13 protein-coding genes are annotated in these 14,229 nt (G+C 66.0%); 4 read left to right on the forward strand and 9 right to left on the reverse strand.

Features of this window, described 5'->3' with window-relative positions; genetic code table 11:
- Together NYE40_RS17480 and NYE40_RS17485 are read left to right on the forward strand one after the other, a co-directional pair.
- Positions 1-981: a GNAT family N-acetyltransferase gene (locus tag NYE40_RS17480; RefSeq protein ID WP_052333297.1), complete on the forward strand. Its 981-nt coding sequence runs from the start codon at positions 1-3 to the stop codon at positions 979-981.
- A complete protein-coding gene (locus tag NYE40_RS17485) occupies positions 938-2,791 on the forward strand; it encodes a YheC/YheD family protein (protein ID WP_084137333.1) in 1,854 nt (617 codons plus the stop codon). Before NYE40_RS17480 ends, NYE40_RS17485 begins: the two co-directional genes overlap by 44 nt.
- A 685-nt stretch (positions 2,792-3,476) precedes the next feature.
- Here NYE40_RS17485 and NYE40_RS17490 read toward each other — a convergent pair.
- Positions 3,477-4,169, reverse strand: a complete 693-nt coding sequence (locus tag NYE40_RS17490) for an HAD family hydrolase (protein ID WP_043111399.1) — start codon at positions 4,167-4,169, stop codon at positions 3,477-3,479.
- Positions 4,166-6,043 carry a PAS domain S-box protein gene (locus NYE40_RS17495; RefSeq protein ID WP_052333298.1) on the reverse strand — a complete coding sequence of 626 codons (1,878 nt, stop codon included), beginning with the start codon at positions 6,041-6,043 and terminating at the stop codon, positions 4,166-4,168. The genes NYE40_RS17490 and NYE40_RS17495 overlap by 4 nt, the downstream gene beginning before the upstream one ends.
- 185 nt (positions 6,044-6,228) lie before the next feature.
- Between NYE40_RS17495 and NYE40_RS17500 the strand changes: the two genes are divergently transcribed.
- A complete protein-coding gene (locus NYE40_RS17500; protein ID WP_052333299.1) occupies positions 6,229-6,579 on the forward strand; it encodes a hypothetical protein in 351 nt (116 codons plus the stop codon).
- An 87-nt stretch (positions 6,580-6,666) separates the two neighbouring features.
- Here NYE40_RS17500 and NYE40_RS17505 read toward each other — a convergent pair whose 3' ends face one another.
- From NYE40_RS17505 to NYE40_RS17515, 3 genes are all read right to left on the reverse strand, one after another.
- Positions 6,667-7,236, reverse strand: a complete 570-nt coding sequence (locus NYE40_RS17505) for a manganese catalase family protein (RefSeq protein WP_028599122.1) — start codon at positions 7,234-7,236, stop codon at positions 6,667-6,669.
- Between the two features lie 219 nt (positions 7,237-7,455).
- Positions 7,456-7,737 carry a spore coat protein CotJB gene (locus NYE40_RS17510; RefSeq protein WP_028599124.1) on the reverse strand — a complete coding sequence of 94 codons (282 nt, stop codon included), beginning with the start codon at positions 7,735-7,737 and terminating at the stop codon, positions 7,456-7,458.
- A 9-nt stretch (positions 7,738-7,746) separates the two neighbouring features.
- Positions 7,747-8,208, reverse strand: coding sequence for a spore coat associated protein CotJA (locus tag NYE40_RS17515; protein ID WP_339278740.1), 462 nt, complete (start codon positions 8,206-8,208; stop codon positions 7,747-7,749).
- 217 nt (positions 8,209-8,425) lie between these two features.
- Here NYE40_RS17515 and NYE40_RS17520 point away from each other — a divergent pair, with 217 nt between their 5' ends.
- On the forward strand, positions 8,426-9,154 hold the full coding sequence (locus NYE40_RS17520; RefSeq protein ID WP_101807981.1) for a TIGR02206 family membrane protein: 729 nt from the start codon (positions 8,426-8,428) through the stop codon (positions 9,152-9,154).
- Between the two features lie 92 nt (positions 9,155-9,246).
- On the opposite strand, the gene ytvI is transcribed toward NYE40_RS17520, so the two are convergent.
- The 4 genes from ytvI to NYE40_RS17540 all read right to left on the reverse strand — a co-directional run bounded on the left by ytvI (position 9,247) and on the right by NYE40_RS17540 (position 14,188).
- Entirely contained in the window at positions 9,247-10,278 is a 1,032-nt protein-coding gene (gene ytvI, locus NYE40_RS17525; RefSeq protein ID WP_339278741.1) for a sporulation integral membrane protein YtvI, read from the reverse strand.
- 97 nt (positions 10,279-10,375) lie between these two features.
- Positions 10,376-11,725 carry a hemolysin family protein gene (locus tag NYE40_RS17530; protein ID WP_101807982.1) on the reverse strand — a complete coding sequence of 450 codons (1,350 nt, stop codon included), beginning with the start codon at positions 11,723-11,725 and terminating at the stop codon, positions 10,376-10,378.
- A 59-nt stretch (positions 11,726-11,784) separates the two neighbouring features.
- On the reverse strand, positions 11,785-12,915 hold the full coding sequence (yfkAB, locus tag NYE40_RS17535; RefSeq protein WP_052333300.1) for a radical SAM/CxCxxxxC motif protein YfkAB: 1,131 nt from the start codon (positions 12,913-12,915) through the stop codon (positions 11,785-11,787).
- Positions 12,916-13,066: 151 nt separating this feature from the next.
- Positions 13,067-14,188 (reverse strand): HD-GYP domain-containing protein, encoded by a 1,122-nt coding sequence (locus NYE40_RS17540; protein WP_028599130.1) that lies wholly within the window; start codon positions 14,186-14,188, stop codon positions 13,067-13,069.
- Positions 14,189-14,229 lie beyond the last annotated feature (41 nt).

Raw genomic sequence — 14,229 nt, forward strand, 5'->3', positions numbered from 1 at the left:
ATGAAGGCAATGCTTCTGACACCGAAGCAATGGACCCGCAGCCGGGAGCCGCTCCTGCGGCTGATGGCCGCCTGGGGCGGCGGACGGCTGTCGGCGGCGGGCCTAGCGGCTCTGAAGGAGCTGCGGGCGGAGGAGCTGGAGACCGCGGGCGGAGGGGCTCCGGCGGCGGCGCTGGCCGTCCTGCTGGAGCAGGGACGTCCGGCGGGCATCGCCTTTGCCCGCAAGGCAGGCCGGGAGGCCTGCCTTGTCGCCGTCTCGCCGCCCTGCCGCGGCCGAGGAGCCGGCAGCCGGCTGCTGCGCGAGCTGCAGCGGACGTGGGGAGCGCTCGACTGCCGCGTCGCCGCGGACAACGCCGCGAGCATGAAGATGTGCTTCCGCGCTGGCATGGCCGCAGTGGCGCTGGAGGACGGCCCGACCGGCAAGCCGACGCTCGTGTTCCGCAGCGGCGCCGGCGCGCTTGCCGCGCAAGGCGCGCAAGACGGCGCAGCGCGGGCGGAGGCGCTACGCGAGGCGGCTCGGATTGAGACGGCGCAAGTCAATGCGGCGCGTTCCCAGGCGGGTCGGTCTGAGGTAGAGCGTTTCGAAGTGGAGCGGCCTCAGGCGGAGCGGTTCGAGACGGCTTGGTTCGAGGCGGCTCAGCCTCAGGCGGAGCGGTCCCAGGTGGGGCGGTCCGAGGCGGAGCGGTTCGAGGCGGCTTGGCCTCAGGCGGAGCGGTCCCAGGTGGGGCGGTCCGAGGCGGAGCGGTCCGAGGCGGCTTGGCCTCAGGCGGAACGGTCCCAGGTGGGGCGGTCCCAGGTGGGGCGGTCCCAGGTAGGGCGGTCCGAGGCGGGGGCGACGAAAGCAGCGCGCACCGCAGGCGCGGCGCGAACCCCCTCCTCCCGGCCTTCCGGCCGCGAGCTCCTTCCGAAAAAGCCCGCTGCTGCAAGGAGGGATGATCATGGCTCAGCCGGTGCTCGGCATCTTAACGTTATACCTCAATGAGAACAAGGCGCTCGAGGAGCGCCCGATCTATCAGCGGATGATCGTCGCCGGCAAGAAAATGGGGCTCGACGTGTTCGTCTTCACGCCTGCCGACGTCGATTACGAGAAGAACCGGATCCAGGCGATGATCTACGATCCGTCGTCGAAGACGTGGTCGCGGCGCTGGACCTCCTTTCCCCATATGATCTTCGACCGCTGCCGCATCCAGCAGAGCTACCGCTTCGAGCAGCTTCAGAAATTCCGCTCCCGCTACGGCCATCTGACCTTCCTCAACCGGATGCTGCGCAACAAATGGACGGTGTACAAGACGCTGGCCGCGCAAAGCCGGTTTCAAGGACGGCAGCCGCTGACCGTGCTGTATGCCGGACACAAGGATCTGGCCGACATGCTGCGCCGCTTCCCGCTCGTCTTCCTCAAGCCGATCAACGGAACGGGCGGGCGCGGCATCCTGCGGATCGAGCGGCAGAAGGAAGGCGTCTATCTCATCCAAGGACGCGATCAGTCTCGGCGCATCATCCGGCCGCAGAAGGTCGGAGCGGCCGCGCTGCAGGAGCGGCTTTCCTCCTGGAGCCTCGGCGGCGGCAAGTACATCGTGCAGCAGGGCATCATGATCAAGCTGCCGAGCGGCCGCGTCCACGACTACCGGCTGCTCGTGCAGAAGAACGGCCGCGGCGAATGGGAGCCGACCGGCTGCGCGGGCCGGGTCGGCGCGGCGGGCAGCATCACCTCCAACCTGCACGGCGGCGGCAAGGCGATGCGCATGGAGGAGCTGCTCTCCTCCTGGGTCGGCGACGAGGAGCTGGCCGCGTCCGTACGCCGCGAGGCGGAGCAGTTCGGCGTCGAAGTCGCGGCCCATCTGGAGCGGCAGTACGGCCGCCTGTGCGAGCTGGCGCTCGACCTGGCGATCGACAAGAAAGGCGGCATCTGGCTGCTCGAGGTCAATCCGAAGCCCGCGCGCGAGGTGTTCCGCCAGAGCGGCGATCTCGCGACCTATGAGCGGGCCATCGTGAAGCCGCTGGAGTACGCGCTGTACCTCTACTCGAGACGCGGACGCAAGTCCGGCGGCCGCACGACAGGCGGACGCACGGCCGGGTCGCGCACGAGAGGCTCGCGCACGGCCGGATCGAGGACGACGGGCTCGCGCACGACCGGTTCAAGCCTGGGCGGCGCGCAGCCGGTCGGCTCGGGGCCGGCGGCAGACGAAGCGGCGACGCTCGGCTCCGGCTCGAAGCGCCGGAATGCGGAGCCCGGCGGCAGCCGCAGCCCGGCCGGGACGGCGGCAGGCAGCGGCAGGAGCGGATTGGCCGGATCGGCGGCAGGCAGCGGCAGTAGCGGTCCGGCCGGGACGGCCGCAGGCAGCGGCAGGAGCGGATTGGCCGGATCGGCGGCAGGCAGCGGCAAAAGCGGCGCGGCCAGCTCGGCCGCGGACGGCGGCAAGCGCTCGGCGGCAGGCGGCGCGCAGGGACGCGTTTCGAAGCAGCCGCCTGGCGGGCGGCGCGAGGAGAACGAGTCGCCGGATCGGCGGCGCAAGCCGAGACCGCTGGCCGGATCGGGTCCGTTCGCGGCGAACAAGCCGACGATCCGCTCCGTCCCGGCGCCGGCGAGTTCCGCTCTTTCCGCTGACATGGATGAGGCGGAGCTTGAGCCTCTTGCCGCGCCGGCCGATACGGCGGCGAAGCAGGGCGATCCGTCGGTAAAGCAGGCCAATTCATCAGCGAGGCAGGCCGATTCGTCGGCGAAGCAGGCCGATCCGTCGGCCGAGCAAGTCGACACAGCGGCCGCGCCGCAGACGGAGGAGAACGGGGAGTAGACAGAATCCGTCTTGTCCGTTCGGAAGGACCCGGGCAGCCTAGGAAGGTCGATTTCGTGAAAAAATCGGCCTGCGGACTCCCCCGAGCGCGATCCTCGGCCTGCAACCCGATAAAATCGGCTTGCGGACTCCCCGCGGCGCGATCCCCGGGCCGTAACCCGAAAAAATCGGCTTACGGACTCCCCGGGGCGCGATTCTCGGGCCGCAACCCGATAAAATCGGCTTACGGACTCCCCGGGGCGTGATCCTCGGCCTGCAACCCGAAAAAATCGGCTTACGGACTCCCCGGGGCGCGATCCCCGGGCTGCAACCCGATAAAATCGGCTTGCGGACTCCCCGGGGCGCGATCCTCGGCCTGCAACCCGATAAAATCGGCTTGCAGACTCTCCGGAGCGCGATTCTCGGGCCGTAACCCGAAAAAATCGGCTTGCGGACTCCCCGGAGCTCGCTCCTCGGGCTGCAACCCGATAAAATCGGCTTACGGACTCCCCAAGGCGCAGCTCCTCCGCAAAGCGGCTGTACACGAAAAGATACGTACATCAAAAAACCAGGACGAAGCTGCTTCCCGGCCTCGTCCTGGTTTTCCGTTTGCAATCCGGCCGCGGGCTTTCCGCAGCCGGCGCCGCGCTCGGGCGTCCCGCCTTGCTTCTCTACGTCCAGCCGCGCTCCCCGGCTGACGGCCGCTCTACTCTCCGAGCAGCTCCAGCAGCTCGCCGAAGCGGCGGATGCGGACATCCGCCCCGTCGAGCTCGGACGACGCGCCGAAGTCGGCGTAATCGCAGCCGACGACCGGCAAGCCGTTGCGCTTGCCGGCATCGACGTCCGAGGAGCGGTCGCCGACCATCCAGGCGCGGGCGACGCCATGCTCTGCGAGCAGCAGGCGGACGAGCTCTGCCTTGGTCGCCGTGCCTCGGCCGCCGGCCGTGTAAAGGCCGTCGAACAGCGGCTCCAGCCGCTTGTGCCGGACGATGCCCTCGACATAAGGCTGCAGGCCGTTGCTCGCCACGAACAGCCGGATTCCCCTCGCGCGCAGCTCGGCGAGCGTCTCGGTTACGCCTTCGTACAGCACGCCTTTGCCGGCCGCCAGCTCCTCCAGCTCGAACTGCAGCAGCAGCTCGTTGGCGCGCTCGCGGGCCGCCTCGGACGCGGTCGGCATCAGCTTGAGCCAGATGTCCTCCAGCAGCATGCCGAGGCAGCCGAGCAGAGCCTCCACCGGCGGCTCCGGCTCCGCATACAGTCCCTCCTCGCGCAGCGCCGCGAAGATGCGCCCATGCGCCTCCATCAGCAGCGTCTCCGTCTGCAGCAGCGTTCCGTCCATGTCGAACAGGATCGCCTCCGGCCGCTCGAGCCGCACGTTTCCGGCCGCTTGTTCCGTCATCCCGGTTCTCCCCTTTCCTCGCTTTTCCCACTATAGCCCAGCCTGTCCGCCCCGGCAAGGCGCAGCCGGTCGCCCGGCAGCTCGCCCGCTTCCGCGATCCGACGCTTCTGCAGCGGGCTTTCCCGAGGCAGATACACCTCCACGACCGTGCCGACATGCCTGCGGCTGCGGAACTCGATCGTGCCGTCATGGGCTTCCAGAATGCGCTTCGTCACCATCAGCCCGAGCCCCGTCCCCTTCTCCTTGGTGGAATAGAACGGCTCGCCGAGCCGGTCGAGGCATTCTTCCGGCATGCCTCCGCCCTCGTCGGCCACGCGCACATGCCAACCCTCCGCAGCGGCCTCCAGCTCGATGCGGATCTCACCCTGCTCCATGACCTCGATGGCGTTCTTGACGAGGTTGACGAACACCTGCTTGATCCCGTATTCCTCTCCGAGCACGACCGCCTCCGGAAGCGGCTCCAGCCTCAGCTCGATGCTCTTGAGCAGCGCCTGCGGGCTCATCAGCGTTGCAACCGCTTCCAGAATGCCGTCCAAGCGCACTTGCTTCACGATGCTTTTCTGCGGCTTGGCCAGCATGAGCAGCTCGTTCGTGATCGAATCGATGCGGCTGATCTCCTCCTGCAGAATCTGGAACATGTAGGCTTTCTCCGGCCTTTCGTTATAGGTTTCCAGCAGCCGGACGAAGCCTTTGAGCGAGGTGAGCGGGTTGCGGATCTCATGCGCGACCGCCGCGGCGAGCTGGCCCGCCGTCTGCAGCTTCTCCGATTTGAGCAGCAGCTTTTCCGTCTCGAGCTTCTGCGTCAGATCCTTGAGGATCAAATACGCGCCGTCCCGCTGTCCATGGATCAGGATCGGCACGAACTCCACCTCCGCCAAAATCGTTTCTCCGCTCCGCAGCGGCAACGGCAGCGCCAGCGGAGACATCTGGCAATCGGCGCCATCCCAGAGCCGGGTGAGCTCGTCTCTCCTCTCTTCGTCGAGCTTCATCAGCTCGTCAAGCCGCATCCCGGCCAGCTCCTCCGGCTGCGCTCCGAGCAGCTTCAGACCGGCAGGATTGCATTCCCTCACTTTTCCGTCGTTGTCCAGCTCCAGAATCGCATCCGAATGATGGGCGATCAGCGACCGCAGCCGCCGCTCGGCTTCCCGGATCTTCAGCTCGCTCCGCTTCTGCAGCGTGACGTCTCTGCCCATGCCGAAAATGCCGATCACATGCCCGTCCACGACAATCGGGAATTTCGTCACCTGCCCGTACAGCTCATGCCCCTGGCTGTTGATGATCCGATATTCGCGATACTGAGGCTGGCCGGCAGCGGCGAGCCGGAAGTGCTCCCTCGCCTCAGGAAGCTCGTCCGGATGAAGCAGCGGCTCGAAGCTGCTGCCGATCAGCTCTCTCTCCGAATAGCCGGTGATCGCGGCCATCGCGGGATTGACGAGCACGAAGCGCCCTTCCAGATCCATCTGGAACACCGAGTCCTGATTTTGCCGGAACAGCGACTCATAGCGCTGGTCGAGACGCTGGCTGTTCTTGCGCTCCGCCGTGATCTCGCGCAAGACGACGGCCAGCCCCGGGGGCAGCGGCAGCGCCTGCACGGCGTACCAGCGGTCGGACTCGGGAGAATATTCCTCGAAGCGGGACGAGCGTCCCGTCGCAGCTGCTTGCTCGAAGACGGGCTTCGCCCGCTCGACCCAATTCGCCGGAAACAGATCCCACAGCAGAGTGCCGATCAGCTGTTCCCGCGGCTTGCCCGCAAAATGCTCGGTCATCCGATTCGCATAGATGAACCTCCACTCCGGATCCAGCACGTACACCGCTTCCTCCACCTTGTCCCAGAGCAAAGCCAGATCCATCTCTTCCCGCAGCTCTCTGTCCATCGCGCTGTCCCCCCGTCCATGCGGCATGATCGGCAATCGTTGCCCGTTGACATGAATGTAGCGGCTCCAGTCCCGGTTAGCAAGCCAAAATCTGCCTATTGGAAGCCGGCGATCAAATAGGCGAGTGTCCTCCCAGCCCTCCCGCGCATAAGCTGTAGCATCCCATTGCAACGGAGGCGCATCCCATGTCCTTTGTTCCCGTACCGCCCGCCTATCCTCCCTATCCCTATCCTTATCCGTACCCGTATCCCTACCCTCCTTATCCGGAGGTGCTGCCGCTGCCGATACCGCTGCCGATCGGCGGCTTCGGTCCCGGCTTCGGTCCCGGCTTCGGTCCGGGCTTCGGTCCCGGCTTTCACGGCCCGGGCGGTCCCGGCTTCGGCCCCGGCGGTCCTGGCTTCGGCCCTGGGGGCCCGGGCGGTCCCGGCTTCGGGCCGGGCGGCCCGGGCTTTCACGGCGGCCCCGGCTTCCACGGCGGCGGCGGCTTCCATGGCGGCGGCCATCGTCCGTCCATCTTTGACCGCATCATTCCCTGATTATGCGCAAAAACGCCGGGAGCCTGCCTCCGGGCGTTTTTTCCGTCTGCTTCTATGTCCGTGCCTTCCTGTTATGTCGGGCAGCCGTCAGTAAATCTTCTTCTGCCCCATATCCGCCTTGATGATCTCGACCGATTCCCGGAAGCGCATCGCATGCACGATCTCGCGCTCGCGCAGGAACTTCAGGCTGTCCTGCAAGTCGACGTCGTCGGTGTAGTCGATGAGCCACTGATAGGTCGCCCGCGCCTTTTCCTCGGCCGCGATATCCTCGTACAGATTCGCGAGCGGATCGCCTTTGGCCGCGATGTAGGTCGCCGTCCACGGCACGCCGGCCGCGCTGTTGTAGAACAAGTCCCCGCCATGATTGACGAAGTCGGTTCCGAGGCCCGCCTCGCGCAGCTGCTCCGGCGTCGCGTCCTTGGTCAGCTTGTAGATCATCGTCGCGATCATCTCGAGATGCGCGAATTCCTCCGTCCCGATGTCGTTCAGCACGCCGATCACCTTGTCCGGAATCGTATACCGCTGGTTCAGGTAGCGCAGCGCCGCCGCGAGCTCGCCGTCCGCGCCGCCGTACTGCTCGACGAGGAACTTCGCCATCATCGGGTCGCATTTGCTGACTTTTACCGGATATTGCAGCTTCTTCTCATACAGCCACATGCCCTCATCCCCCCTCGCTGGCGTCTATCCGCGATTGTTGCTCTTGTCCATGCCCGGCCGCCTGCGGCGCGCGCTCCGCCGCCTCGGCCCGGGCCCTCGCCTCCCTGCGCGGACACGGGCGGGAGCAGGCTCTGCTGCATCCCGGCTCCGCCGCCAGCGCCGCATGCCGCTCCGCCGGGCCGGGCGGCCGCTCCGCCGCTCCGCGCCGATCGTCCATGCTCATACCTGCCAAGGCCACGGCGTCTCGTTCCATTGCCAAGGATACCGGGAATAGCTGTTGCCGAAATTGACCAGCGGTCCGAACTGCAGCTCGAACTGCTGCGCCACGGCCTGCCGCTTCTGCGCCAGCTGGTTGAACTGCTGGATCGCCTGCAAGTCCCCCGGATGCGTGTTCAAGTACAGGTTCAGCTCCACCAGCGCAAAATCCAGCACCTGAAGCTCCTTCAGTCCGGCTTGATAGGCCTCCTTGTCGAATGCCTGCTTCTGCTGCTCCTCGCTCATCGAATCCGTTCAGCTCCTTCCGCAGCCTGGCTCATAAGGACTGTACAGCGCCGGCCACAGCGTGCCGAGGCGCAGCGCCTCCTCGAGCGGATATTGAGGCAACCCCGTCGGCTGGTACAGGATGTACTGATTCGGCGGAATGACATACCGCCTGACGCCGATCGGCGGGCACGGATCGCATGCTCCCCGAAAGGGAAGCCATTCCCTGTAGCCGGCTCCCGGCACGCCCGGCGGCGGCAGCTCGCCCGCTGCTCCCGCCTGCGCTCCGTAGCCCGCCGCCGCGCCGTATGCGGGCTGGCCGTAAGCGGCCGCAGCCGCCAGCTCCGCCTCGCTGCGGTAAGCCTGCTGCGGGGCGCCGAAGCCAGGGGCCCCGCCGGCATAGGCCGGGGCGCCATACGCGACGCCGCCGGGCTGGCCGGCATAACCGCCCTGGCCGCCTCCGAACATACCTCTTGCTGCCTGTAGCCTCATGTCCTGCCTCCTTGCCCGGCCGAGCCTCCTTCTGTCGACGCAGCGGCTGCAGGCCGGATGCTGTGCTGCTCCTTAAAGCGTATGAGCCGGGGCTTATCCAACTTGCCTTTTACTTTTTGGCGATGCCATCCGATAGGACTTTGCCGGGGCTACGGCGAAGTAGAAGCGATCGCGCTCCCTGCGCCTCCTCCCAACTCCGTCCGAAAGGCAGGTCGCCATGTTCGATTCCGACATTACCGAGCGCTTCGTCGCCTACAGTCCTGCCCATCTGATCAGCCTCGGACTCATCTTCGCCGCGGTCCTGCTGCTGTTCGCCTTCCGCGGGCCGCTGGCCCGCCGCCGCCCCGCGTCCGGTCGCTACGCGCTGGCCGGACTGCTCGCCGCCTGCGAGATTCTGCTGAACGTCTGGTACGTCTCGAACGGCGTGTTCCGCCCGGAGGCCACCCTTCCGTTGGAGCTGTGCAGCATCTCGCTTTATTTGTCCGTCATCATGCTGCTGCTGCGCAGCCGGCTGCTGTTCCAGATCGTCTACTTCACCGCGATCGGCGGCGCGTTGCAGGCGCTTGCCACGCCCGTGCTCGGCTATGCGTTTCCGCATTTCCGCTTCCTCGAGTTTTTTGCCGCGCACGGTCTGCTGCTCCTGGCGGCCCTCTACATGGTCTGGGTCGAAGGCTTCCGCCCGACGCTGCGCTCGCCGTTCATCGCCTGGGGAGCGGTCAACGCGATCGCCGCCTTCGTGTTCGCGGTCAACCGGCTGACCGGAGCGAACTACATGTTCCTCGCCCGCAAGCCGCCGAGCTCGTCGCTGCTCGACTATCTCGGCCCGTACCCGTGGTACATCCTGTCGCTCGAGGCCGTCGCGCTGCTGCTGTTCCTGCTGCTCTACCTGCCGTTCGCGCGAAGCGGACGGCGCGGAAGGGAGCCGGCCCGCGCCCCGTCGCCTTAGGCGGTTCCCTTGAGGAAGGCCGTGCGCGCCAAAAAAGCCCGCTTCTCCCGACAGTCGGGAAAAGCGGGCTTTTTCGCCTGCGCCGAAGGCGGCTACAGGCGGATCTTGAGCTGGAACAGGCCGGCCTTGCGCGCCGCCATGTAGATGATGACGACGAGCGGGCCGAGAAAAACGCCGATGACGCCGACCAGCTTGAAGCCGACATAAAGGCTGATCAGCGCGGAGATCGCGCCGATGCCGACGGAGTCGCCGAGAATTTTGGGCTCGATGATGCGCCGCACGACGGTGATGACGAGAAACAGCAGCACGAGGCCGAACGCGGTGCCGCTGTGGCCGGCCAGCAGCATGTAGGCCGCCCACGGCACGAGCACCGACCCGGTGCCGAGGATCGGCAGGATGTCGACGACAACGACGAGCAGCGCGATCGCCATCGCGTAGTCGATGCCCATGCTCGCCAGGCCGATCAGCGTCAGGACGTACGTCACGAGGCTGAGCAGCAGCTGCGAGCGCAGGAAGCCGAAGATCGAGTCCTTGAGGTTGTCGAGCACCTGCCCGAGCTGCGGCTGGGAGTCCTCGTGGAACAGCGACAGGAACGACGCCCTCATCGTGTCGAGGCCGAAGCTGAACATGTACACCGCGACGAGGAACACGATCATGAAGATGAACATTCCCGGCAGGCCCGAGGCGACGGCGACAACCGAGCCTGAGAGCGCGGTCGCCATGCCCGTCAGCGAGCTGGCGAGCCCGTTCAGCACCTTTTCCAGCTGCACGGCCGTCTCCGGCGGGATCGTCATGTAGACGTCCTTGGCATGCTCGAACTTTTCTCGGAAAAAGACGTTCGCATCCGCCACCATCGCCGGCGCGCGGTTCCAAAAGGCGATCAGCTCCGCCGCCAGCTTGAAGCCGATGCCGGCGGCAAGCGCCAGCAGCAGCACGGTGAACAGCGTGCTGCTCGCGGCCGCGGCCGCGAGCCGGCTCATGCCAGCCTTGCGCATCAGCAGCCGGTTGAGCGGCTCCAAAAAGATGGCGACGACAAGCGCGAGCAGGAACGGCGCGCCGACGGTGAAGCTGAGGTACAGCAGCAGCAAGCCTACGGCAATGAAAACGAGCGTTTTGATCGGCAAGGCCATTCTCCCCGGGGCTGCAGTCCCCGCAGATCTCCCTTCCGGCGAGGCTGGCCGCTGCCGGGCTCCCGAAAAGAAGCTCTCCGGACGCTCCGCGCTAGCTCTCCTCTGCCGGCTCGTCCCGATCTGCAGCGGCTTCGGGATTGCGGTAGATGCGGACGCGCAGCACGCGCAGAGGCTGGCATTCCGCTACCTCGAATGTATATTCGCGATAGCCGATTTTCTTGCCTTGCTCGGGGGTGCCGCCCAGCCGGCGGAACATCCACCCCCCGATGGAATCGACCTCCTCGTCCTCGAGATCGAGCTGCAGCAGGCGGTTGATGTCGTCGATCAGCATGCGGCCGTCGACGGTCGTCGCCTCCCCCTGGACCGTGATCGCCGGCGGCGCCTCGTCGAACTCGTCATGAATCTTGCCGACGATCTCCTCGAGGATCAGCTCGGCCGTCAGCATGCCCGCCGTGCCGCCGTACTCGTCGACGACGACGGCGAGCTGGCTGTGGCGCGCCTGCATGAGCTGCAGCACCTGGCTGACCTCCATCGACTCCGGCACGTTCAGCACCGGCCGGATCAGCTTGCGCAGATCCGGCACGCTGCCGCGGTCCGCAGTCAGCAGGTCGGCGATGTGCACGAAGCCAATGATCTGGTCCTTCTCCTCGATTGCCACGGGATAGCGGGTATGCCGGGTCCGATACACCATCTCGCGGTTCTCCTCGAGCGAGCGCGTCGTGAACAGGCAGTCCATGTCCGTTCGCGGCAGCATCACCTCGCGCGCCAGCAGGTCCGCGAAGTCGAATACATTGCCGACAAGCTTCATCTCGTTGTCGTCGATGATGCCGCTCTGCGCGCTTTGGTTGACGAGCAGACGGATCTCCTCCTCGGTATGGGCCGACTCGTGCTCGCTCGCCGGCTCGATGCCGATCAGGCGTAGCAGCCGGTTCGCCGCCCCGTTCAGCAGCAGGATCGCCGGCTTGAAGATCGCATAGAAGAACAGCAGCGGCGCGGACAGCCAGAGCGACACGCCCTCGGACTTCTGGATCGCGAGCGACTTCGGCGCCAGCTCGCCGATGACGATGTGCAGGAACGTGATGACGAGAAAGCCGATGACGATGGACACGGTCGAGACGACCGTCTCGTCGGCGATGCCGATTCGGTGCAGCAGCGGCTCGGCGATCAGATGGGAGATCGCCGGCTCGCCGACCCAGCCGAGGCCGAGCGAGGCGAGCGTGATGCCGAGCTGAGTCGCGGACAGATAGGCGTCGAGGCGATGGGCGATGCGCAGCGCGTAGCCGGCTTTTTTGCTGCCCTCCGAGGCGAGCTGCGTCAGCCTGGTCGTCCGCACCTTGACGAGGGCGAACTCCGCCGCGACGAAAAAGCCGTTCAGCAGCACGAGCACGACGACGACGAGCAGGTTCAGCGCGATATCGCCCGGATGGAACTCGGTTGTCATGACGTTCGGCCTCCGTTACGGGCAGAATGCGCCGGCTAAGGCGTGTTTGCAAACACGCCCTAGAGCACGGCCTTCTGCTTCATGAAATCGACCTCTTCGTAATACATCTGCTTCACGAGCAGGTTCGGACCGCAGCAGGCGGCAGCCGGACAATGGCAGCTGACGCTGCGGCTGAGCGGATGGTCCAGCCAGCGGGCGAACACGTCGTCGAGCCGCTCGTCCTGCACGTTGCCGAACGCCGGGATGTCGCTGAAGTCCGTCACGAACACCTCGCCTGTGAACAGGTTGACGTTGAGCCGGTTGCGGCCGTCGGGATCGTTGCGCACGGTCACGTTCGGCTCGCGCCCGAGCCGCGCCAGCAGGTCGCGGTCGGCGGGATCGGAGCTGCACGAGTAGAACGGCAGCGTGCCGAACAGCATCCACAGCTGCGGGTCGCGCGCGTCGAGCAGCTCCTCCACCGCCTGACGCATCTGCTCCTTGCTCAGTGCGGGCAGATCGCCGGCCCAGGCGCTCGGATACATCGGATGCACCTCATGGCGCTCGCAGCCCATCTCGCGGATGAGCCGGTGGATCTCCGGCATCTTGCGCCAGGTGCGGTAGTTGATCATCGACTCGGCGGAGACGAGCACGCCCGCGTCGCTCAGCCGGCGCGCGTTGTCGATCATCCGCTCGTACATCCGGACCGCGGCCGAGCGCGGCACCGAATGGCCCGAGCGCGCGAAGCCCACCTCATGGAAGTCGTCCGCCGACGTGTAGTTGAACGAGATATGCATGACGTCAAGGTAAGGAGCGATCAGCTCGTAGCGCGAATAGTCGAGCGTGACGTTGGAGTTGAGCTGGGAGCGGATGCCGCGGCTGCGGGCGTACTTCAGCAGCGGCACGATATAGTCGCGCACCGTCCGCTCGGAATAGGACGGCTCGCCGCCGGTGATGCTGATCGTCTGCAGCTGCTCGACCTCGTCGAGCCGCGAGAGCATCAGCTCGAGCGGCAGCTTGTCCGGCTCGCGCATCGTCAGCGTGTCGCCGACCGCGCAATGCTCGCAGCGCATGTTGCACAGGTTCGTGACCGTGAATTCGACGCTCGTCAGGGCATGTCGGCCGAAGCGCTCCAGGCTGCCGAGCGGGTCCCACGGGTCGTTTTGCGGGGACAGCGGCGTCAGCAGCGGTTGAAGCGTCATTTCTGGGTTCATGTTCGATCCAGCACCTTATCGTTTATTAATGAAACACTTGGCCTTTATTGTACTTCCCCTTCCCGATCGAATCAAACCGCCGGGCGCCGCCAACGCAAAAAAAGGAGCCCGTAGGCTCCCCCGAAACCGCTGCCTGATGCTGCCGAGACGATCAAGACGGCGCGCCCGCAAGCTGCGCCTCGGGCAACTCGTCGTTGACGCCGGCGATCATGCGGGTAAGCTGCAGCGACATGTCGATCTCGTACGGCGCGCGCAGCCGCACGCCCTCGTCGTCGCGCAGGACGCGCACGACCGGCCGATGCGGGCAGCTCGGCCGCACGTCGACGACGACGCCGATCTCGCCGGTCTTGAGGCGGACCGTCATGCCGACCGGATAGATGGCGACCTTGTCGCGGAACAGCTGCACCATCGACTGCTCGTACTGGGTGCCGGTGCCGGCGTACAGCGCCTCGACCGCCTGATGCGGCAGCATCGGCTCGCGGTAGATCCGGTTGGTCGTCATCGCGTCGTACGAGTCGACCATGCCGATCCATTTGGAGAACTCGTGGATCTCCTTGCCCTTGAGGCCGAACGGATAGCCGCTGCCGTCGAGCCGCTCGTGATGCTGCAGCGCGCACAGCGCGGCGGCGGCCGGCACGCCCGCCTCATGGCGGAGAAGCTCGTAGCCGTATTCCGTATGGCGCTTCATCTCTTCGAATTCTTCCCGCGTCAGCAGACCGGGCTTCTTGAGCAGCTCGACCGGCACCATCGTCTTGCCGACGTCATGCAGCAGCGCTCCCATGCCGAGCACGGTCAGCTCGTCGCGCGAGTAGCCGTGATGGATGCCGAGCATCGTCGAGTAGACGCAGACGTTGAACGAATGCTGGTACAGATAATTGTCCACCGACGCCATGTTCATGAGCATGACGACGGATTCCTTATGCGCGGACAGGTCGTCGATGACCCGATTCATGACGTCGCGCAGCTGCGGTCCGACGAAAGGATAGGCCGCTCCGCGCCTGCGCTGGGGCAAATCCATCATTTGCCGGAAGCTGGCCCGGATCTCCGTCATCGCGACCCGCATCGTATCCTCGCTGATCAGCTCGTTGATCAGGATGTCGTCGGTCGCCTCGTCCTGGATGAAAAGGAAATTGATCTGGCATTCCTGGAGCCGCTCGATGAGCCGGCTCGTCAGCTCGAAGCCTTCGCCAAGCAGGACGAGTCCCTCCCCGGAGAGAACCTTTTTGGCCAGCCTCATCCCGGGCCGGCACATGCTTAGGGGCATCAGTATCATGGACGGGTCGCTCCCTGGGTACGATTAGAATCCTATCCTGT

It is taken from the genome of Paenibacillus sp. FSL W8-1187 (assembly GCF_037965485.1).
Lineage (GTDB): Bacteria > Bacillota > Bacilli > Paenibacillales > Paenibacillaceae > Paenibacillus_O > Paenibacillus_O pasadenensis.

Coding starts and splice junctions, on each gene's coding strand:
- NYE40_RS17510 (WP_028599124.1), bottom strand. CDS start 7,737: ATGAGCGAGGAGCAGCAGAAGCAGGCATTCGACAAGGAGGCCTATCAA.
- NYE40_RS17515 (WP_339278740.1), bottom strand. CDS start 8,208: ATGAGGCTACAGGCAGCAAGAGGTATGTTCGGAGGCGGCCAGGGCGGT.
- NYE40_RS17505 (WP_028599122.1), bottom strand. CDS start 7,236: ATGTGGCTGTATGAGAAGAAGCTGCAATATCCGGTAAAAGTCAGCAAA.
- NYE40_RS17520 (WP_101807981.1), top strand. CDS start 8,426: ATGTTCGATTCCGACATTACCGAGCGCTTCGTCGCCTACAGTCCTGCC.
- NYE40_RS17540 (WP_028599130.1), bottom strand. CDS start 14,188: ATGATACTGATGCCCCTAAGCATGTGCCGGCCCGGGATGAGGCTGGCC.
- NYE40_RS17530 (WP_101807982.1), bottom strand. CDS start 11,725: ATGACAACCGAGTTCCATCCGGGCGATATCGCGCTGAACCTGCTCGTC.
- NYE40_RS17500 (WP_052333299.1), top strand. CDS start 6,229: ATGTCCTTTGTTCCCGTACCGCCCGCCTATCCTCCCTATCCCTATCCT.
- NYE40_RS17495 (WP_052333298.1), bottom strand. CDS start 6,043: ATGGACAGAGAGCTGCGGGAAGAGATGGATCTGGCTTTGCTCTGGGAC.
- NYE40_RS17480 (WP_052333297.1), top strand. CDS start 1: ATGAAGGCAATGCTTCTGACACCGAAGCAATGGACCCGCAGCCGGGAG.
- yfkAB (WP_052333300.1), bottom strand. CDS start 12,915: ATGAACCCAGAAATGACGCTTCAACCGCTGCTGACGCCGCTGTCCCCG.
- NYE40_RS17490 (WP_043111399.1), bottom strand. CDS start 4,169: ATGACGGAACAAGCGGCCGGAAACGTGCGGCTCGAGCGGCCGGAGGCG.
- NYE40_RS17485 (WP_084137333.1), top strand. CDS start 938: ATGGCTCAGCCGGTGCTCGGCATCTTAACGTTATACCTCAATGAGAAC.